Consider the following 20,166-nt stretch of genomic DNA (forward strand, 5'->3'; position numbering starts at 1 on the left):
TAACGAGCGTTTCATGGATGACAACTACCGTGCGGCCGTCGATGCGGCCGCGATTTTTTCCGAAACCGACCTGAGCGGTCGGATCACTTACGTCAACGAGCAGTTCTGCAGCATCTCCGGCTACAGCCGCGAAGAGTTGCTGGGGGCCAATCACCGCATTCTCAATTCGGGCCTGCACGATCGGGACTTTTTCGACGGCATGTGGCGGGCCCTGGTCGCCGGCAAGGTCTGGAAAGGCGAGATCTGCAACCGCGCCAAGGACGGCTCGCTGTACTGGGTCGACAGCACCATGGTGCCGCTGATCGACCCGGCCAGCGGCATGGTGCGCAAGTACGTGTCGATCCGCTTCGACGTCACCGAGAAGCGCCAGTTGCTGCACACACTGCAGTGGCGCGTGGGGCATGACGTGCTGACCGGCTTGCCCAATCGCGCCTACCTCTCCGACCTGCTCAACCAGGCGTTGGCGTTCTCCCGTCGCGAAGGCATCGCCCTGGCGGTGTGCATGCTCGACCTGGACGGCTTCAAGGCGGTCAATGACGGCTACGGCCATGCCAGTGGTGACGTGCTGCTGGTGGAGGTGGCCAAGCGCCTCAAGGGCATCCTGCGCGGTGAAGATGCAGTGGCGCGGCTTTCGGGCGACGAGTTCGTACTGATTCTGCGCCATGTGCAACACCCGTCGGCGCTGCAGGCGGCGCTGGACCGGGTACTCAAGGCGATTGCCGCGCCGTATTCGATCCGTGACCAGGAGGTGAGTGTCAGCGCCAGTATCGGCGTCACCCTGTTTCCCCTCGACAACGAAGACGCCGACACCCTGGTGCGTCACGCCGATCAGGCGCTGTACGTGGCCAAGCAGAGCGGACGTAACCGTTACCACCTGTTCGATGTGTCGCTGGACCGCGAGGTCAAGGCCACGCACCAGACCGTGGAGCGGGTGCGCCAGGCGCTGGTCAAAGGCGAGCTGCGTTTGCACTATCAGCCCAAGGTGAACATGCGCAGCGGCCAGGTGCTGGGTTTCGAGGCCTTGCTGCGTTGGCAGCATCCGGCCGAAGGGCTGGTGGCACCGGGTGAGTTTCTGCCGCTGGTGGAGCAGACCGACCTGATCGTCGAGATCGGCGAGTGGGTGATTGCCCAGGCCCTGGAGCAGATGCAGCGTTGGCAGCAGCTCGGACATGTGTGGCCAGTGAGTGTGAACATTGCCGCTCGACACGTTCAGCGCAGCGATTTTGTCGAGCGCCTCAAGCGCCTGCTGGCGAGTTCCCCGAGCGTGGCGCCACAGATGCTCGACCTGGAAATCGTCGAGTCGGTGGCCATCGAGAATATCCAGCGGGTCAGCCAGTGCCTGGAGGCCTGCAAGCAGCTGGGCGTGCAGTTCTCGCTGGATGACTTCGGCACCGGTTACTCGTCGCTCAGTTACCTCAAGCGCCTGCCCACCCGCACCATCAAGATCGACAAGTCATTCGTGCGCGACATCCTTCACGACCATGACGACCTGGCCCTGACCCGCGCGGTGATCGGCCTGGCCCGCGCTTTTGGTCGCCAGGTAATCGCCGAGGGGCTGGAGACACTGGAGCATGGCCAGTTGCTGATGGGGCTGGGCTGCGATGTCGCCCAGGGCTATGGCATTGCCCGGCCGATGCCGGCCGAGGCAGTCATCAACTGGGCCCTGCATTACGTGCAGCCGGCACAGTGGCGGGCACTGGCGGGGCATTGAAGGCGGTCTTTACACATTCTTTATGGGTTCAAGCCGGTCCCGGTCTCGCACCTTTACAGCACCTCTTCGGACAATGACCGTCAGCGGCAAAACGCCGTAAGGACGGAGAGATTCGATGAGCATTCTGGACGGGGTGTCGCTGCTGCTGGCAGTGGCGTTGATGATCTACCTGATGGTCGCGCTGCTGCGCGCCGACCGGGGCTAGGAGCGGCCATGCACAGTTACGATTACGCGTTGCTGCTGGCGTTCTTTGCGCTGGTGCTGGTACCGGCGCCCTGGCTCGGGCGCTTTTACTACCAGGTGATGGAAGGCCAGCGCACCTGGCTGTCGCCGCTGCTGGGGCCGGTGGAGCGGGGCTGTTACCGCCTGGCCGGGGTAAATGCGGAGGCCGAGCAGGGCTGGAAGCAGTACACCCTGGCCTTGCTGGCGTTCAACCTGGCGGGCTTTGTGCTGGTGTTCGCCGTGCTGCTGTTGCAAGGCTACCTGCCGCTCAACCCGCAGCACCTGCCGGGCCAGGAATGGTCACTGGCGTTCAACACGGCGGTGAGTTTTGTCACCAACACCAACTGGCAGGCCTACAGCGGCGAAGCCTCGGTGAGCTACCTGAGCCAGATGATCGGCCTGACCGTGCAGAACTTCGTCAGTGCCGCCACCGGCCTTGCCGTGCTGGTGGCGCTGTGCCGGGGCATCGCCCGGCGCTCGGCGCAGACCCTGGGCAACTTCTGGGTCGACATGACCCGCGCCACCCTCTATGGACTGCTGCCGCTGTGCCTGCTGCTGGCGCTGTTGCTGGTGTGGCAGGGCGTGCCGCAAACCTTCGGTCATTACGTTCAGGCCCTGACCCTGCAAGGTGCCGACCAGACCATCCCTCTGGGGCCAGCGGCCAGCCAGATCGCCATCAAGCAACTGGGAACCAACGGCGGTGGTTTCTTCGGCGTCAACTCGGCGCACCCGTTCGAGAACCCGACGGCCTGGAGCAATCTGTTTGAAATGGCCTCGATCATCCTGATTCCGGCGGCGCTGGTGTTTACCTTCGGCCACTACGTCAAAGACCTGCGCCAGAGCCGCGCGATCATCGCCTGCATGCTGGCGCTGTTCCTGATCGGTGGCGCGACTGCACTGTGGTCGGAATATCAGGTCAACCCGAGCCTGAATAACCCGCAGGTGGAGCAGGCCGCGCCGCTCGAAGGCAAGGAGATGCGCCTGGGCACCACCGCCAGTGTGCTGTGGACGGTGACCACCACCGCGGCTTCCAATGGTTCGGTCAATAACATGCACGACAGCCTCAACCCCATCAGCGGCATGGTCGCGCTGGTCAACATGATGGTTGGCGAGGTGATTTTCGGCGGCGTGGGGGCAGGGCTCTACGGCATGTTGCTCAACGTGCTGGTCGCGGTGTTCCTGGCTGGCCTGATGATCGGCCGCACGCCGGAATACCTGGGCAAGAAGCTTCAGGCACGGGAGGTGCAACTGCTGGTGGCCACCTTGCTGGTGATGCCGGTGGGGGTTCTGGTGCTCGGCGCCCTGGCGGCCAGCCTGCCGGGTCCTGCGGCGGCGGTGACCAACCCTGGTGCCCATGGCTTCAGCCAGTTGCTGTACGCCTACACCTCGGCCAGTGCCAACAACGGTTCGGCCTTTGCCGGCTTCGGTGCCAACACCACCTTCCACAACCTGATGCTTGGCCTGGGCATGTTGATCGGCCGCTTCGGCTACATCCTGCCGGTGCTGGCGTTGGCGGGCAGCCTGGCGATGAAAAAGGCCGCGCCGGTGGGCGAGAACAGCTTCCCCACCCACGGCCCGCTGTTCGCCACCTTGCTGGTGGTGACCATCCTGCTGATTGGCGGCCTGACCTTTTTCCGGCCCTGGCCCTGGGCCCGGTTACCGAACACCTGAGCCTGGGTTTCTGAGGAGCGAATCATGAATATGCCGATTCCTGAAGTGAAAGCAGCCCCGGCCTCTGCGGCACCCACCACCTTTGCCGCGCTATGGCGCCCGGCGCTGGTGCAGGCCTTTGTCAAACTCGATCCGCGTCAACTGAAGCGCTCGCCGGTGATGCTGGTGGTGGAGCTGACCGCGCTCTTCACCACCGTGCTGAGCCTGGTGCCCGACAACAATGTGCCCACGGCGGTGGCGGTGCAGATTGCCCTGTGGCTGTGGTTCACGGTGTTGTTCGCCAACTTTGCCGAAGCCTTGGCCGAAGGTCGTGGCAAGGCCCGCGCCGACAGCCTCAAGGCCGGTAGCCAGGGCCTCAGCGCGCGGCGCCGTAACCCTTCGGGCGGTTTCGAGGTGGTGCCTGCGACCAGCCTGCGCAAGGACGATGTGGTCAAGGTCATGGCCGGCGAGATGATCCCCGGTGACGGCGAGGTGCTCGAAGGTATTGCGGCGGTCAACGAAGCGGCGATTACCGGTGAATCCGCTCCGGTGATCCGCGAGTCCGGCGGCGATCGTTCGGCGGTCACCGGCAACACCCGGCTGGTGTCCGACTGGTTGCTGGTCCGCATCACCAGCAACCCGGGCGAGTCGACCCTGGACCGCATGATCGCCCTGGTCGAGGGCGCCAAGCGCCAGAAGACCCCCAACGAAGTTGCCCTGGACATCCTGCTGATCGGCCTCACGCTGATCTTCCTGGTGGTCGTGGTGACCTTGCAGCCCTTCGCCCACTTTGCCGGCGGCAGCCTGCCGCTGGTGTTTCTGGTGGCGCTGCTGGTGACCTTGATCCCCACTACCATTGGCGGCTTGCTGTCGGCCATCGGCATTGCCGGCATGGACCGCCTGGTGCGCCTGAATGTAATCGCCCGCTCCGGTCGTGCAGTGGAAGCGGCCGGTGACGTGCATGTGCTGATGCTCGACAAGACCGGCACCATTACCTTTGGCAACCGCCGTTGCAGTGCTTTGCATGCCGCCCCCGGAGTCACCAGCAAGGAGCTGGGCGAGGGTGCCTTGCTGGCTTCGCTGGCAGACGACACCGCTGAAGGCAAGTCGATTGTCGAGTACCTGCGCCAGCTGCATGACTTCGACGAGCCCGCTGCGGATCAACTGACGCCCGTGGCCTTCACTGCCGAGACCCGGTTGTCGGGTGTCGACTACCAGCAGCGCCGCTTTCGCAAGGGCGCGGTGGACTCGGTGCTGGCCTTCGTGGGGATGCAGCGCCTGGAGATGCCAGCAGCGTTGTCCCGCGAAGTGGACAAGATCGCCCAGAGCGGCGGTACGCCGTTGCTGGTGTGTGTCGACAAGCGCCTGCTGGGGGTGATCCACCTCAAGGACGTGGTCAAGCCTGGCATTCGCGAGCGCTTTGCCGAGCTGCGCAAGCTCGGGATCCGTACCGTGATGGTCACCGGCGACAACCCGTTGACGGCTGCCGCCATTGCCGCCGAAGCCGGTGTCGATGATGTGCTGGCCGAGGCTACGCCCGAGCGCAAACTGGCGCGCATTCGCCAGGAGCAGAACGACGGACGCCTGGTGGCGATGTGCGGCGACGGCGCCAACGACGCCCCGGCCCTGGCCCAGGCCGATGTCGGCATGGCCATGAACGATGGCACCCAGGCCGCCCGCGAGGCCGCCAACATGGTCGACCTGGACAGCGACCCGACCAAGCTGCTGGCCGTGGTGCAGGTGGGCAAGGAGCTGCTGGTGACCCGTGGTGCGCTGACTACCTTTTCGATCGCCAACGACGTGGCCAAGTACTTCGCCATCCTGCCGGCGCTGTTCGCGGCGATCTACCCGCAGCTGGGCGTGCTCAACCTGATGCACTTGAGCAGCCCGCAGAGCGCGATTCTCTCGGCCATTGTGTTCAACGCGCTGATCATCGTCGTGTTGATTCCCCTGGCGCTGCGCGGGGTGCGCGTGCAGGCGGCCAGCGCTGCGCACCTGCTGCGCCGCAACCTGCTGATCTACGGGCTGGGCGGGCTGATCGTGCCGTTTGCCGGGATCAAGTTGATCGACCTGCTGCTCACCGCTTTGCACCTGGTCTGAGACCAAGGAGATGACCATGACAACTTACGTTCGTCCGGCCTTGAGCCTGATCCTGCTGATGACCCTGATCACCGGCGCGGTGTACCCGCTAGTGGTTACCGGGGTGGCCCAGGTGGCTTTCCCCGAGCAAGCCAACGGCAGCCTGCTGCGCGATGACCAGGGCCAGGTACGCGGCTCGCGCTTGATCGCCCAGGCGTTCACTGGCGATGCCTGGTTCCACCCGCGGCCTTCGGCGGCGGATTACGCCACCGTGGCCAGTGGTGCCAGCAACCTGGCGCCGAGCAACCCGGCGCTGGCCCAGCGTATCGCCGACAGCGCTGCGCAGCAGTATGTCGAGCAGCAGGGGGCAGTGCCGCTGGACCTGTTGACCACCTCCGGCAGCGGCCTGGACCCGCATTTGTCACCCGCTGCCGTGGCCTATCAGCTGCCGCGCGTGGCGGCGGCGCGGCAGGTTGCCACACAGTCCTTGCAAGCCCTGGTAGAGCAGTCCACCCTGCAGCCATTGATCGGTCCGCCGGTGGTCAATGTGCTGACCTTGAACGCAGCCCTCGAACGGCTCGCCCCGGTTTCGAAATAAGGAAGAGCAGTGAGCGATAGCAACTCCGAACGCGCCGATGCGTTGTTGGCGGGATTGCCGCGCGAAGGGCGCGGCCGACTCAAAGTGTTCCTCGGGGCGGCGCCTGGCGTCGGCAAGACCTACGCCATGCTGCAGGCCGCCCATGCCCAGGTGCGCCAGGGCGTGCAGGTGCTGGCGGGGGTGGTCGAAACCCATGGCCGGGCCGAAACCGAAGCCTTGCTGGCGGGGCTTGCGCAGCAACCGCTGGTGCGCTCGGAGTACCGTGGCGTGCAGCTGGAAGAAATGGACCTCGACGGCTTGCTCAAGGCCGCGCCGCACCTGGCGCTGGTCGATGAACTGGCCCACAGCAATGCCCCCGGAAGCCGTCACGCCAAACGCTGGCAGGACGTGCAGGAGCTTTTGGCTGCAGGCATCGACGTGTTCACCACGGTCAACGTCCAGCACCTGGAAAGCCTCAATGACCAGGTGCGCGGCATAACCGGTGTGCAGGTGCGCGAAACCCTGCCTGACTGGGTGCTGCAGGAAGCCTTCGAGCTGGTGCTGATCGACCTGCCGCCGCGGGAACTGCTTGAGCGCCTGCGCGAGGGCAAGGTCTATGTGCCCGAACAGGCGCGCGCCGCCATCGATGCGTTTTTCAGCCAGACCAACCTGACCGCCTTGCGCGAACTGGCCATGCAGACCGCCGCTGCCCAGGTCGATGCCGATCTTGCCCACGGCTATCGCCAGTTGGGCCAGGATGCCCCGGCCTTGCGCGGACGCTTGCTGGTTGGCGTGGATGGCGACGCCCAGGCCGAACGCCTGGTGCGCCATGCCTGCCGCGTGGCGCAGCGGCGGCATTTGCCCTGGAGCCTGGTGCATGTCGATAACGGCAAGCTGCGTGATGAAACCGCTCGCCAGCGTCTGCAAGCGGCCCAGCAATTGGCCGAGCGCCTGGGCGGCGAAGTAGTGCTGCTGCGTGCCGGTGAAGTGGCCAAGACCCTGATCCAGCATGCCCTGGAACGGCGTGCCAACCTGGTGCTGGTGGGGCAGTCGCGTGATCGCCTGCGCCGACGCTTGTTCGGCGCGGGCGTGGCCACGCGGTTGCTGCGTGAAGCCCATGGCCTGGAAATCAACGTACTGGACCGCGACGACAAACCCGAGCCGCCCAGTGCGGTAGCGAAAAAGGCCTGGGTGTGGCGCCATTACCTGTTGGCCCTGGTGGCCACGCTGTTGGCAACTGGCCTGGCCTGGGGGGTGGCCAGCGTGCTGGCGCTGCCGAACATCTCCCTGGTGTTTCTTGCCGCGGTGCTGCTGGTAGCGGTGCGCAGCAGCCTGGGGCCGGCATTGGCCTGTGCGGTGATGTCGTTCCTGGCCTATGACTTCTTGTTCATTCCGCCGAATTTCTCGTTCAGCATCCAGCGTGAAGAAGACGTGCTGACCTCGCTGTTCTTCCTGCTCATGGCCGCACTCACCGGGAACCTCGCTGCCCGTCAGCGTCGGCAGTTGCAGGCGCTGCGCGAAACCCAGGAACAGACCAACCAACTGCTGGAACTGTCGCGAAAGCTCACTGCCGCCACCGACCGCCAGGCGGTGTTCAATGCCGCCGGACAGCACCTCGATGGTTGGCACGAATTCAAGGTCTGCCTGCTTGAGCGCGGTGCCGACGGACGCTTGCAGGTGGCCAGCGGCGACAGTCCGCAGTTCAGCGACAACGAGCGTGCCGCGGCGGATTGGGCCTGGCAGCACGATCAGGCAGCGGGGCTGGGTAGCGATACGTTGCCCAATGGTCGATGGTGGTGGTGGCCACTGTCGGTAGACGAATCGCCGCTGGCGCTGCTGGGCGTGCGCCCGCGGCAGGGCCAGAACCTGACGCCTCAACGGCGGCGTTTGCTCAAGGCCTTGAGCCAGCCACTGGCCCAGGCGCTGGCCCGGGCGCGCCTGGCAGAGCAACTGGAGGCGGCACGCTTGCATGGCGAAACCGAGCAGTTGCGCAGCGCTTTGCTGGCGTCGGTGTCCCATGACTTGCGCACGCCTCTGACGGCCATGCGCGGCAGTATCGACAGCCTGCTGGCCCTTGGCGATGCGATCCCCCAGGCCGATCGGAAAGAACTGCTCGAAGGCACGCGCGATGAAGCCGAACGCCTGGATCGTTACATCCAGAACCTGCTGGACATGACACGCCTGGGGCACGGCGGGCTGAAACTGGCCCGTGACTGGGTGGCACCGACCGATATCGTCGGCAGCGCGCTCAATCGTCTGCGTGTGGTGCTGGCGCCGTTGCAGTTGACCACCGAGGTGCCGGAGGGCTTGCCGTTGTTGTTTGTACACGCTGCGCTGATTGAGCAGGCGTTGGTCAATGTCCTCGAGAACGCCGCGCGCTTTTCGCCTGCCAATGGCCGCCTGGTGTTGCAGGTTGCGGCGGTTGATGAACAACTGCATTTTGCTGTCAGCGATGAAGGGCCGGGCATTCCACTGGTAGACCGGGAGAAGATTTTCGACATGTTCTACACCGCCGCGCGTGGCGACCGAGGTGGGCAGGGCACCGGGCTGGGCCTGGCGATCTGCCAGGGCATGATCGGTGCCCACGGCGGGCATATTCGTGTGGAGGAGGGTATCGATGGCCGTGGCACCTGCATCACATTATGCTTGCCGCTTCCCACCCAGCCCGAGCCTGAAAGCGAAGCCCCATGAGCCAGATCGCCACCCTGCTGGTCATCGACGATGAACCTCAGATCCGCAAGTTCCTGCGCATCAGCCTGAGTTCCCAGGGCTACAAGGTGCTGGAGGCGGCGACCGGTGCCGAAGGCCTGGCCCAGGCGGCGCTGAGCCGGCCGGACCTTGTGGTGCTCGACCTTGGCCTGCCGGACATGGACGGCCAGCAGGTGCTGCGCGAACTGCGCGAGTGGAGCGCGGTACCGGTGTTGGTGTTGTCGGTGCGGGCCAGTGAAATCCAGAAGGTCGAGGCACTGGACAACGGTGCCAACGACTATGTCACCAAGCCATTCGGTATTCAGGAGTTTTTGGCGCGGGTGCGGGCGTTGTTGCGTCAGGTGCCGCAGGGCGCAGCCCCCCACGTGGCGCCGAGCTTTGGTCCGTTGACGGTGGACCTGGCCTTTCGCAAAGTCACCCTCGATGGCGTTGAAATTGCCCTGACGCGCAAGGAGTACGCCTTGCTGGCGCAACTGGCCACGCATCCTGGCCGGGTGATTACCCAGCAGCAACTGCTCAAGGACATCTGGGGGCCGACCCATGTCGATGACAGCCACTACCTGCGCATCGTCGTGGCGCATGTGCGGCAGAAGCTGGGAGATGATCCTACGGCGCCGCGCTTCATCATCACCGAACCGGGGGTGGGGTATCGGTTGGTGGGGCCGGAGGCGGGGTAATGGTTTTCGCGGGGCACGCCTGCTCCCACGGCTGTAGGAGCGGGCTTGCCCCGCGATGCTCTTGGCCAGTCAGCGCCGCTCAGCCTCGTAGTTATCCATGGTATCGCGCGCAATCTCCCGGCCCAGGGCAATCAGCTCCGGCGCCTTGTAGAATTCGAAGAACCGGCACACCCGCTTGGGCACGTTGATCAGTACATCCGGCGGGTAACCGGCGATCTTGTACTGGGCCAGGGAGGTTTGCATCACTTCGAAACTCTGGTTGATCAAGTCCAGCAACGAGGCTGGCCCGACGTTGTCGATGATGAACGAGCCGCTCGCCGATTTCGGTGCGCCGTCGCTCTCGGGTGCGGCAGCGGGCTGCTGGGCTTCGGGGTCGGCCGCATCACTGAGCCAGGGGTTGGGAATCTGTGCAGCTTCGGTCGCGAGCCCTTGTTCGATGCGCATCAGTTGCTCGGCTTGTTTGCGCCGGAACGGCAGGTGCGAGCCCAGGGAGTTGATCAGGTTGTCAAAACGCAGTTTGAACGCCGCCGGGCGCTCGATCACCGGCAGTTGGTAGTGCTTCTGGTTGGTGGAGTTGAGGTTCACGGCGATGATCAGGTCACAGTGGCTGGACACCACCGGTATGATCGGCAACGGATTGAGGATGCCGCCATCGACCAGCATGCGGTTGTCTTGCACCACCGGAGTGAACAGGCTGGGAATCGCCGCCGAGGCGCGCATGGCCTGATGCAGGCAGCCCTCCTGGAACCAGATTTCCTGCTGGTTGGTGAGGTCGGCCGCTACCGCGGTGTAGGGGATACGCAGCTCCTCGATATTGATTTCGCCAACGATCTTGCGAATCTGGCCGAAGACCTTTTCACCACGAATGGCGCCCAGGCGGAAGCTGACATCGACCAGGCGCAATACGTCCAGGTAATCCAGACTTTCGATCCAGTTGCGGTACTCCTCGAGCTTGCCGGCGGCGTAGATGCCGCCAATTACCGCGCCCATGGAACAGCCGGCCACGCAGGCAATGTCATAGCCACGTCGTTCAAGTTCCTCGATCACGCCGATATGCGCATACCCGCGGGCGCCCCCCGAGCCCAGCACCAATGCTACGCGTTTGCCCATGATGCCCCCCGTCTGTGCTTTATCGATGGTCTAACAATGCGCCCATTTGTGTCTGTGCTTCAATCGTCATACGCGCTGCGCTACGCTTGCCGGGCACTTTTCTTCTTTGTAGCCGTCGAACTCGCCACTTGAACATTTCTTTTGAGGTAATACCGATGAAAGCCTGGATCTGCCTGCCCCTGATTGCCCTGGTGTTGACCGGTTGTGCAGGTAAAACCGCCTACCGCGACAGTTGCGCCAATCAGCTGGATTCGGCCTGGAAAGAGCTCGACCTGGCCAAGGCTGAAGGCTTTGCCGGTACTGTCAGCTACTCCAAGGCGTTGTCGCTGTTGACCGGGGCCAAGACCCAGCAGCAGTTCGAGGCGTTTGAGGGCTGCAGCAAGAAGGCCGAGAAGGCCCGCTTCTACATTCGTGAATCCCGCGCCGGTCGCTGACACAGGAGAACACCATGTCGGCCATGCTCGACCATGTGATTGCCCAGGTACTGGCCCTGCAGGTTCGCCTGCTCGCTTGCCAGGCCCGCCTTGCCGCGGACACCGACAGCGAGGCGTTGCATGACCTGCGCACCACCACCCGGCGCTTGCGCAGCCTGTTGCGGCCACTGCGCGAGTTGCCTGGGGTCGAGCAGCTTGAAGGCGCGGCCAAGGCGCTGGGTGAATTGACGACGCCGTTGCGCGACCGTGAAGTGCTGGCAGCGCAATTGCTTGAACGCGAGCAGTTTGAGGCCGCACGCCAGCGCCTGGCCCACCGAACGGAAACCTTCGCCAGCGTTGCCGAGAGTGCGCAGCTTGCGCGGTTGCTGGCGATTGTCGATGCCTTTCCGATCTTCCTGCGCGCCGCCCAGCGTGAAGGCTTGATCCGCAAACTGCACCCGCGCATCGACAAGCGCCTGGAAAAACAGTGGACGCAGTTGCGCGAGGCCCTCGACGATCCCGCCCACGACCGTCATCGCCTGCGCCTGCTGATCAAGCGCGTGCGCTACGGCGCCGATGCCTACCCGCAACTGGAGCACGCCGGCAAGCGCCTGCAACGGGCGCTGAAACGGGCGCAAGGTGATCTGGGCGATTGGCACGACTTGCATCAGTGGCTGCTGCAAGCCGACCAGCAGCCCGACCTGGCACCTTGTGTTGAGCAGTGGAAAGCACAAGTGCTCAGCGCCGAACAACGTGCCGATACCACCCTGGAACGCCTGCAGAAGGCTCTGGCGCAACGATAAGCCGCTGATATGGCCGAAATGCGGGCTGTCGCTGGCGCTTGCGCTGGTTAAGATCGGATTTTTCCCACGGATGAGTCCGGCATGAATCTTTCGCAATTGCTCAAAGCGGTCCGCCTGCATCCCCAGGCGGTGACCATTCCTGCCAGCTGGGCGCAAGGTCGTGCCTGTTTTGGTGGCCTGATGGCCGCCCTGCTGTACGAAACCATGCGCGCCAAGACCTCGCCGGGTCGCCCGGTGCGTTCGCTGTCCATCACCTTTATTGGCCCGGCCGAGCCGGAAGTGCCGATCAGCTTCGAGGTGGAACTGCTGCGCGAAGGCAAGGCGGTCAGTTCACTGCTGGGTCGAGCGGTACAGAACGGCCAGGTGGTGACCTTGATGCAAGGCAGTTTTGGCGCCGGGCGCGACTCGGTGGTCGATGTGCCTGCGTTGCCTGCCATCGAAATGAAAGGCCTGGACGAATCCACCACCGAGCTGCCCTATATCAAAGGCGTTACCCCCGAGTTCATGCGCCACGTGGCGCTGCGCTGGGCCATTGGCGGTATCCCGTTCAGCAACACCCCCTCGCGCAACATGGGCGGCTGGGTCAGGTTGCGTGACGAGGGCGGTGATGAAACCTTTAGCGAAGCGCACTTGCTGGCGCTGGTGGACGCCTGGCCGCCCACGTTGCTTTCGCACTTGAACAGGCCGGCGGCCGGCAGCACCCTGACCTGGACCATCGAGTTCATTCAGCCGGTGCCAAGCCTCACTACCCACGACTGGTTCAAGTACTGCGCACAGACCGAACATGCTCGTGACGGTTACGGGCACGCGGCAGCCGCCCTATGGACGGCTTCGGGCGAATTGCTGGCGATCAGCCGCCAGACGGTGACTGTCTTCGCCTAGTGGCGATGGCGGTCACGCCAGGCCCGCCACCAGGCGCCACTCAGGACAAAGCGCGGAAAAGTGATGAACTGCTCCACCAACAGGCGGCCGATGGCGTCTTTGCGGTCGCTGAAGGGCTCGGGTTGCTCGGCTTCCAGGCGATGACCCTGGCGCTGGAGGCCAAGGCCGGCGATCAGGGCGATGATGCCGACGGCCAGTTGTCCCAGGTCCAGCGAGAACAGCCCCGACAACACCAGCAGTACACCGAGGATGAACAGCGGCACGGCAATCAGGTGCAACACCAGGTTGGTCGGGTTGCGGTGATTGTGGTGGTAGCCACGCCATTGCCAGGCGGGCAAGTTGGGCAAGCGTTTGCTCATGGGCAATTCCTCAGGGTTCTGTCTGAAGAATAGTGCGGCCCCCGTCAGGGGGCCAATGAGTGGCGCCTATCGGCCTTATAGCTTGAGTTGGCCGATGGCCTTGTTCAATTCACCGGCCAGGGTGGCCAGTTCGCTGCTGGTGGTAGCTGAGTCGACGGTCTGCTGAACGGTCTCTTCGGTGACATCGCGAATGCTGACCACCGCCCGGTTCATTTCCTCGGCCACCTGGCTCTGTTGTTCAGCGGCCACGGCAATCTGGGTGTTGCTTTCACGCATCTGCGCCACGGCGCTGGTGATCTCGGCCAGGGCGACACCGGCTTCCTGGGCCTGCTGGACGCAGTCGTCGGCCTTGAACGAGCTCTCCTGCATGAAGTCCACGGCGTCGCGGGTGCCGGCCTGCAGCGCCGAGACCATGGTGGTGATCTCGTCGGTGGAGGCTTGCACGCGCTTGGCGAGGTTGCGCACCTCATCGGCAACCACGGCAAAGCCACGTCCCAGGTCACCGGCGCGGGCCGCTTCGATGGCCGCGTTGAGTGCCAGCAGGTTGGTCTGTTCGGCGATGCTGTGAATCACTCCGACCACGCCGTTGATCTTCTGGCTGTCTTCGGCCAGTTGGCGAATCATCTCGGCAGTTTGCTGCACACCGCTGGAAAGACCGGCAATCGAGGTCTGCACCCGGCTGACCACTGCCTGGCCGCTGCCCGCCAGTGTATCGGCGGTCTGCGACAGGTCGCGGGTGGCACCGGCGTGCTGGGCGATGTGGTAGACGGTGGCCGACATCTCGTTGATGGCGGTGGCGGCCTGGTCGGTCTCGCTCTGCTGGCCGAGCATGCCGTGGCGCACGTCATTCATGCTGGCGGCCAGGCGCGCGGCGCCGGAATCCAGCTGCGCGGCAGTGCGTGCCACAGTGTTGACCACCCGGTGGTAGGTGGTCTGCATGGCGTTGAAGGCACTGGCCATCTGCCCCACTTCATCACCACACGACAACGGCACCCGCGCCGAAAGGTCGCCGGTTTTCTCCACGTGCAGCATCACATCCTTGAGGGTGTTGAGCTGGCTGAGGAGGAAGCGAATCAGCAACTGCGAGGCGCAGAGCATCGCCAGCATCAGGATCAGCACGCAGACGGCATAGTTGGTGAAACGGTCGGTGAACACCTGGAGCAGGCTGGGGGAGGGGGCGAGTACGGCGATCTGCTGACCGTCGCGGCTGATCACCTGAGCGCCGCTGAGCGGATCGCTACCGGTCAGTGCCAGGCCATGCAGTTGCACCCAGCCCTGGGCGTTGGCCAGGGGCTGGAGCTGTTCACCGTCAAAGTCTGGCGCTGTGCCGGGGGCGTATTGCAGCCACAGGCGGTTGTGCGGCAGGGCCTGCCCGGCAGGCCAGGCGGCGAGCAATTGCGCCTGGGCCTGAGCCTGGTCCTGGGCATTCTGTGCCCGGGCCTGTTGCTCCAGGTGAACGGCATACAGCACCAGGAACAGCGTTGTGACGAAGGCCACCGCGTTGACGGCCCAGAACTTGTACTTCAGGGAGATATTGCTAAGCCAGGCACCCATGTAAGGTCTTCTCTGATTGAGCGGAAACAATGTTGGCAAGGTGCCATCATTGTGCCGAGCCTATCAGAGGGGCGCTTTGATATGCGTCAAATAATCGCGGGTAGGTTAAAGAAGGCGCGGGCGCAGGCGGTGGTGTGGGCTGCCAGCTGTTCGGGGCTTTCGCCGCGGTGCAAGGCCACTTCGCGCAGCACTTCGGTCAGGAAGGCCGGTTCGTTGCGGCCGCTTTTCGGTTTGGGCCGCAGGCTGCGTGGCAGCAGATAAGGTGCATCGCTCTCCAGCATCAGGCGGCCTTCAGGGATGCTGCTGACCAGTGGGTGCAGGTGGGTGCCGCGACGTTCGTCGCAGATCCAGCCAGTGATGCCGATGTGCAGGTCCAGGTCCAGGTAGCCGAACAGGGCAGCGCGCTCGCCGGTAAAACAATGCACCACGGCGGCGGGCAGGCGGTCGCGGTAGTCCTTGAGGATCGCCAGCAGGCGTACGCTGGCGTCGCGCTCGTGCAGGAACACCGGCATTTGCAGCGCCACCGCCAGGGCCAGTTGTTCTTCCAGGGCCTTTTCCTGTTGCGGGCGCGGCGAAAAGTCGCGGTTGAAGTCCAGCCCGCATTCACCTACGGCCTGTACCCGGGGCTGCTCGAGCAAGGCGCGCAGGTGGCGGTTGCTGTCGCTGTTCCAGCTGCTGGCATCGTGGGGGTGGACGCCGGCGGTGCTGAACAAGCGCTGGTCGCTCTCATCCAGTGCCTGGCACAGTTCCAGGGCCTGTTCGCTGCCTTCAAGGCTGGTGCCAGTGACCATCATTTGCACCACACCCGCCGCCTCGGCGCGTTCAAGAATGGCCGCATGTTTGTCGGCAAAACTTGGATTGGTCAGATTGACGCCGATGTCGATGAGTTGCATGGTGCTACCTCAGGCCGGAAGCCGGCCAGCATAGCAAAGCTCGAGGAATTTCGATAAATCGAAGAACTTCAACGCGTTGTCGTGGTCTTTTGCGGTCAATTGTCATGGAACGACTGCAAGCTATGGCGCCAACCCCACCCCCGCGAGCCTTCAAACGGATGACGCGTGCGCTGTTTTTGTTGATCGTGCTGGGCCTCGGTCTGCTTCAGGCAGGGCCGGCCAGCGCGCGCCTGCCCGGCCCGCAGCAGTCGGTACCCAAGGCCCAGGTTCGCGACCTGGCGCAGATCCGCAGCACCCGGGTGCTCAAGGTGTTGGTCAATCAGAGCCGCAACAGCTCCGGTGAGGTCAAGGGCGAGCCGGTAGGTGTCGAGTACCACCGCTTGCGGGCCTTTGAGCACTACCTCAATGCCCGCGCCCAGGACGGCCAGGAAATCCGCCTGAAAATCATTCCCCGGGCCAAGGAGCAATTGCTGGCGGCGTTGCAACGCGGCGAAGCTGACCTGGTAGCCCCTGGTGAGCTGCTCGATCCGACCTCCACGCGCGGCCTGGTGGCCAGCGATCCGGTGGTGGACAAGGTGCCCATGGTACTGGTGGGGCGCAAGGGCGAGCGCAGTTTCCAGCGAGTCGAGCAGCTTTCCGGTCGCACGCTGGCGCTGACCAGCGCCAGTGCGGCCGGCGATACCCTGCATGAGATCAACCAGAAGCTGGCCTTGCGCAAACTGGCGCCGATCAAGGTCGAGTGGGTGGACCCGACTCTGGCGGTGGAGGATGTGCTGGAAATGGTCCAGGCCGGCATCTTCCACCTGACAGTGGTCGAGCAGCCGATTGCCGAGCGCTGGGCACGGGTGATGCCCAAGCTGCGTGTGGATCGCAGGGTGCAAGTGGCGGCTCCCGAGGCCATGCGCTGGTATGTGCGGCGCGATGCCGTGATGCTGCACGCCAGTGTCGATCGTTTTTTGCAGGGATATAAGCCACCGCAGAATCAGGATGCAGCGTTCGAGCGGATTTATCGGCGTTTGTACCGGGTACATAACCCGTTGGCCCGCAGTGACCGCAAGCGGTTGGAAGCACTCAGGCCGGTGCTGCAGCGCCATGCCAGCGAGCAGAATATCGATTGGTTGAATCTGGCGGCGGTGGCGTTCAAGGAGTCTTCGCTCAATCCCGCTGCCCGCGGTGCCGGTGGAGCGCACGGGTTGATGCAGATTACGCCCAGTGCGGCGCAGCGGGTCGGGGTGAGCAACATCAGCAGCGTCGATGGCAATGTGCGGGCCAGTGCGCGGTACATGGCGCTGATCCGGCGCAAGTTCTTTTCCAGCAATCAGTTGAATGAGCGTGAGCGTATGGCGTTTACGCTGGCGGCGTATAACCTTGGACCGGAGCGGGTGCAGGCGATGCGGGCCGAGGCGCGGCGGCGGGGGCTCAATGGTAACCAGTGGTTTTTTCAGACTGAGCGGATTGCCATGGAGCAGGTGGGGATGGGGCCGGTCAGTTACGTCAACAGTGTGAACAAGTACTTCCTGGCATTTGACCGTGAGCGTAAGGCGCTCGAACGGTAGGAGAAAGCAAAAACAAGACCGAAAGCACAATTCGCTTCGTCCTTGCTTGCGGCTTGAGGCTTCAAGCTTGCCACTTGAAGCGAAGCTGAGTTGACATCCAGGCAGCAGCTTCTCTAGCATGCTGACTTGCGCCGATTTAAACAGCTACTTGCGGGGCGCAGGAGGAACCTCTCGGTTTTTCCAAATACCGCTAAAACGCTGGTTCGGTGACGCCTCCCACCGCAGCCCAGCGGGATCTGCGAGGCGGAGTATCATTCCATGAGTTGTCCACGTACCAGTGTCTGCTTGAGCCCTCTGCCTGCCAGTCAGGCCGCGCGCGTGCCGCGTATTCTCCTGGGCGGTTCTCACCAGCCCACGCTTCTGCGTTATCTCGATGGCTGGCCTCGTCGTAAAGGCCGCGCTACCGCTTTTCTGATTCAGTTCGCCGATACCCGTGCATCGCTCAGCCAGTTTGCCAGCGACCGTTTCGACCTGGCCGTCATCCAGTCGCCCACTGCCGAAGATGCCGCCGAGGTGATCGGCCACCTGACCCGGGTTGCTCGGCAGGGGCTGATCACTCGCGCGTAGGCCTGACGCTCAATGCTCCTTGGCTTTGCGGATGCGCAGCAATATCACCAGCAGGATCAGGATCGCCAACGGCGCCATGCCCAATAGCGCCTCGCGCGCGCTGAGCGGTGCGCCCAGGGTGTGCAGGCCGCTGTAGACCAGCTTCAGCAGGCTGAGCAGGTAGTAGGTGATGGCAATGATCGACAGGCCTTCTACCGCCCGCTGTATCTTGATCTGAGTGTCGGCGCGGGCGTTCAGGCTGCGCAGTATCTCGGCGTTCTGTTCTTCCATTTCAACCTGTACGCGTGCTTGCAGCAGCTCGCCGAGGTTCGCCACGCTTTCGGCCAGGTGTTCCAGGCGTTGTTCGGTGGCGGTGCAGTAACGCACCGTGGGTTTGAAGCGCCGCTCGATGAACACCCCCAGGCGCTGGCAATCGGCGACGTGGCTTTCGCGCAGTTCACCCAAACGCTCGAACACCAGTTGCGCATAGGCTTGGGTGGCGCTGAAACGATGGCGGTTCTTTACCGTGCTGCCCACCACCTGGCGCGACAGTTGGGCGATGTCTTCGAGCAGCGCTTTGGCATTGCCGCCATCGCTGGCGACGTTGCGCTCCGACAGGCTGACCAGGGTGCGGTCATAGGTATCGAGCTGACTGCTCAGGGCCTTGGCGTTGTCCAGTGCCAGCGAAGCCATCATCCGGTAGGTCTCGATTTCCAGCAGGCGGCGAATCATTCGTCCTTGCCGATAGGCATTGAGGCGGCGGTTGATGAACAGAAAACGGCTGGTGCCGTCTTCGGTCAGGCGAAAATCGCTCCACACCACCGCATCGCCGCCGCCAACGCAGGAGCCGCAAGGGTCTTTGAATCCGTAGCAGGCAAGGTCGAGACCGGTCTCATCGCGCACGATCACTTGCACCGAGTTGATGATCTGCTGCTGGCAGGGTTCGATGGCCTGCGCCAGGGCTTGGGGGAGGGTGGTCCAGTTGAGTTCGCTGCTGGCAGCGGGCATCACCAGCGTCAAGGTGAAGAATTCGGCGTGGCGCTCCCATTTGAACGGATGACCGTCCAGCTGGGTGATGCCTTGGGCCGCATCGGGCTCGAAGGTGTCGGGGCAGCAGCGTTGCAGCAGGGCGTCGCATTGTGCGGCAGTGCCGAGAAAAGCCAGGTGGAAAACATGGGCCGGCTCGTCGAAGTACAGCGACGGGCGGGCGTGCAACTCGTTGTGCAGCGCTTTTCGTTGGGCATGCATGGGTTTCAGACCCTGTTGTTGTGTTTGTCTGCTGTTCCAGGTGCCGGGGCACTTTCGTGGGACGGGACTAGCACCGGTGCAAGTCACGCACCGGCAGCAAACACTCGACAACCGTTATGCGTCTGCAGGAGTCGGGGGCGAGCCGTAGGTGATGCGGTTGATGTACCAGGTCGCTTCTCCACTCGGCGTCTGTACCACCACTTCGTCGCCTTCCTCTTTTTTCAGCAGCGCACGGGCCATTGGGGCGTCGATCGAGATGTAGTCGTTGCGCCCGTAGATTTCGTCGTAGCCGACGATTCGGAAGGTCTTGCGTTCAGCATCGTCATTCTCGATCTCCACCCAGGCGCCGAAAAACACTTTGCCTTCCTGCTCAGGGGAGTAGTCGACGACCTTGACGTCTTCCAGGCGCTTGCGCAGGTAGCGAACGCGACGGTCGATCTCGCGAAGCAGCTTTTTGTTGTATTGATAGTCGGCATTCTCACTGCGGTCGCCAAGCGATGCTGCCCAGGCCACTTTTGCCGTGATTTCGGGGCGGTAGGTGCGCCACAGGTGATCCAGTTCGCTCTTGAGTGCTTCGTGGCCTTCTCGCGTGATGATGTTCGTAGCCAAGCTTCATCCTTAAGGGTGTGTGCCGATTGGGTGGGCGGCTCAACGATATCTCATCGACGGGGCGCAACAAAGCGCCTGGCGCTCTTGTGTCAACGTCAGGCGCACACCGGATCTGGTGTCATTGCCCCGAAAGCGGGGAGGGGGAGTCAGCGTAACCCGCCCTTGTCGTCACCTGGCTCGCCCCCCGCGTGGACGCCATGATCATCGCCCGGCTCGGCGTGGGTGCCAGAACGACCCGAGGAGGATTCGCCAGTGCTGCTGTGCCCGGCATGGCCGTCACCATGATCACTGCCGCTGTGTCCGCTTCCGCCGCTATGGCCGCCACCGTTGCCACTACCGTGTCCGCCACCGCTGCCTCCGCCGTGTCCACCGCCGCCATGCCCACCACCATGCCCACCGCCGCCACCATGTCCACCGCCACCGCCACCGCCACCGTCCTTGGCATAGGCACTCGAAAATCCGGACAGGGTGTCAGGGATCATCACTGTTGATGTCGACAGGATTGCTCCGACGGACAATGCCAATAAAGATTTCGTAATGCTCATGCGAACCTCCATCACGGCGCCAG

17 protein-coding genes and 2 pseudogenes are annotated in these 20,166 nt (G+C 63.7%); 12 read left to right on the forward strand and 7 right to left on the reverse strand.

Annotation, left to right across the window (positions count from 1 at the left end):
* The first annotated feature begins 13 nt into the window (after positions 1–13).
* From ABVN19_RS04900 to ABVN19_RS04930, 7 genes and pseudogenes are all read left to right on the forward strand, one after another.
* Complete coding sequence (locus ABVN19_RS04900) at positions 14–1,711, forward strand: GGDEF domain-containing phosphodiesterase (RefSeq protein WP_028941409.1); 1,698 nt, start codon at positions 14–16, stop codon at positions 1,709–1,711.
* 115 nt (positions 1,712–1,826) lie between these two features.
* Entirely contained in the window at positions 1,827–1,916 is a 90-nt protein-coding gene (gene kdpF / locus ABVN19_RS04905) for a K(+)-transporting ATPase subunit F (RefSeq protein ID WP_105642480.1), read from the forward strand.
* 8 nt (positions 1,917–1,924) lie between these two features.
* Positions 1,925–3,618, forward strand: a pseudogene (gene kdpA, locus ABVN19_RS04910) (potassium-transporting ATPase subunit KdpA).
* Between the two features lie 10 nt (positions 3,619–3,628).
* Positions 3,629–5,683, forward strand: coding sequence for a potassium-transporting ATPase subunit KdpB (kdpB, locus tag ABVN19_RS04915; RefSeq protein ID WP_105642481.1), 2,055 nt, complete (start codon positions 3,629–3,631; stop codon positions 5,681–5,683).
* Positions 5,684–5,699: 16 nt separating this feature from the next.
* Positions 5,700–6,260: a potassium-transporting ATPase subunit KdpC gene (gene kdpC / locus ABVN19_RS04920; RefSeq protein WP_028941412.1), complete on the forward strand. Its 561-nt coding sequence runs from the start codon at positions 5,700–5,702 to the stop codon at positions 6,258–6,260.
* Between the two features lie 9 nt (positions 6,261–6,269).
* Positions 6,270–8,930 carry a sensor histidine kinase KdpD gene (locus ABVN19_RS04925; protein ID WP_105642482.1) on the forward strand — a complete coding sequence of 887 codons (2,661 nt, stop codon included), beginning with the start codon at positions 6,270–6,272 and terminating at the stop codon, positions 8,928–8,930.
* Positions 8,927–9,625, forward strand: a complete 699-nt coding sequence (locus ABVN19_RS04930) for a response regulator (protein WP_028941414.1) — start codon at positions 8,927–8,929, stop codon at positions 9,623–9,625. Before ABVN19_RS04925 ends, ABVN19_RS04930 begins: the two co-directional genes overlap by 4 nt.
* 69 nt (positions 9,626–9,694) lie before the next feature.
* On the opposite strand, the gene ABVN19_RS04935 is transcribed toward ABVN19_RS04930, so the two are convergent.
* Positions 9,695–10,735 carry a patatin-like phospholipase family protein gene (locus tag ABVN19_RS04935; RefSeq protein ID WP_105642483.1) on the reverse strand — a complete coding sequence of 347 codons (1,041 nt, stop codon included), beginning with the start codon at positions 10,733–10,735 and terminating at the stop codon, positions 9,695–9,697.
* Positions 10,736–10,890: 155 nt separating this feature from the next.
* Between ABVN19_RS04935 and ABVN19_RS04940 the strand changes: the two genes are divergently transcribed.
* From ABVN19_RS04940 to ABVN19_RS04950, 3 genes are all read left to right on the forward strand, one after another.
* Positions 10,891–11,169: a hypothetical protein gene (locus ABVN19_RS04940; RefSeq protein WP_028941416.1), complete on the forward strand. Its 279-nt coding sequence runs from the start codon at positions 10,891–10,893 to the stop codon at positions 11,167–11,169.
* Positions 11,170–11,183: 14 nt separating this feature from the next.
* Entirely contained in the window at positions 11,184–11,951 is a 768-nt protein-coding gene (locus ABVN19_RS04945) for a CHAD domain-containing protein (RefSeq protein WP_028941417.1), read from the forward strand.
* Between the two features lie 81 nt (positions 11,952–12,032).
* Entirely contained in the window at positions 12,033–12,833 is an 801-nt protein-coding gene (locus ABVN19_RS04950; RefSeq protein WP_028941418.1) for a thioesterase family protein, read from the forward strand.
* Here ABVN19_RS04950 and ABVN19_RS04955 read toward each other — a convergent pair.
* From ABVN19_RS04955 to ABVN19_RS04965, 3 genes are all read right to left on the reverse strand, one after another.
* A complete protein-coding gene (locus ABVN19_RS04955) occupies positions 12,830–13,192 on the reverse strand; it encodes an Mpo1-like protein (protein ID WP_028941419.1) in 363 nt (120 codons plus the stop codon). The genes ABVN19_RS04950 and ABVN19_RS04955 overlap by 4 nt on opposite strands.
* Before the next feature lie 75 nt (positions 13,193–13,267).
* Positions 13,268–14,746: a methyl-accepting chemotaxis protein gene (locus ABVN19_RS04960; RefSeq protein ID WP_028941420.1), complete on the reverse strand. Its 1,479-nt coding sequence runs from the start codon at positions 14,744–14,746 to the stop codon at positions 13,268–13,270.
* Positions 14,747–14,832: 86 nt separating this feature from the next.
* A complete protein-coding gene (locus ABVN19_RS04965) occupies positions 14,833–15,639 on the reverse strand; it encodes a TatD family hydrolase (protein ID WP_105642484.1) in 807 nt (268 codons plus the stop codon).
* A gap of 158 nt (positions 15,640–15,797) precedes the next feature.
* Here ABVN19_RS04965 and ABVN19_RS04970 point away from each other — a divergent pair, with 158 nt between their 5' ends.
* On the forward strand, positions 15,798–17,195 hold the full coding sequence (locus ABVN19_RS04970; RefSeq protein ID WP_028941422.1) for a transglycosylase SLT domain-containing protein: 1,398 nt from the start codon (positions 15,798–15,800) through the stop codon (positions 17,193–17,195).
* Between the two features lie 258 nt (positions 17,196–17,453).
* Entirely contained in the window at positions 17,454–17,762 is a 309-nt protein-coding gene (locus ABVN19_RS04975) for a hypothetical protein (RefSeq protein WP_028941423.1), read from the forward strand.
* 9 nt (positions 17,763–17,771) lie between these two features.
* On the opposite strand, the gene ABVN19_RS04980 is transcribed toward ABVN19_RS04975, so the two are convergent.
* The 3 genes and pseudogenes from ABVN19_RS04980 to ABVN19_RS04990 all read right to left on the reverse strand — a co-directional run.
* Positions 17,772–18,989 (reverse strand): DUF3422 domain-containing protein, encoded by a 1,218-nt coding sequence (locus tag ABVN19_RS04980; RefSeq protein WP_105642485.1) that lies wholly within the window; start codon positions 18,987–18,989, stop codon positions 17,772–17,774.
* 114 nt (positions 18,990–19,103) lie between these two features.
* Positions 19,104–19,598, reverse strand: a complete 495-nt coding sequence (gene greB, locus ABVN19_RS04985; protein WP_105642486.1) for a transcription elongation factor GreB — start codon at positions 19,596–19,598, stop codon at positions 19,104–19,106.
* 158 nt (positions 19,599–19,756) lie between these two features.
* Positions 19,757–20,143 (reverse strand): annotated as a pseudogene (locus ABVN19_RS04990) (hypothetical protein); the annotation flags it as partial.
* Positions 20,144–20,166: the final 23 nt, after the last annotated feature.

It is taken from the genome of Pseudomonas vranovensis, assembly GCF_040438935.1.
Taxonomy (GTDB): domain Bacteria; phylum Pseudomonadota; class Gammaproteobacteria; order Pseudomonadales; family Pseudomonadaceae; genus Aquipseudomonas; species Aquipseudomonas vranovensis.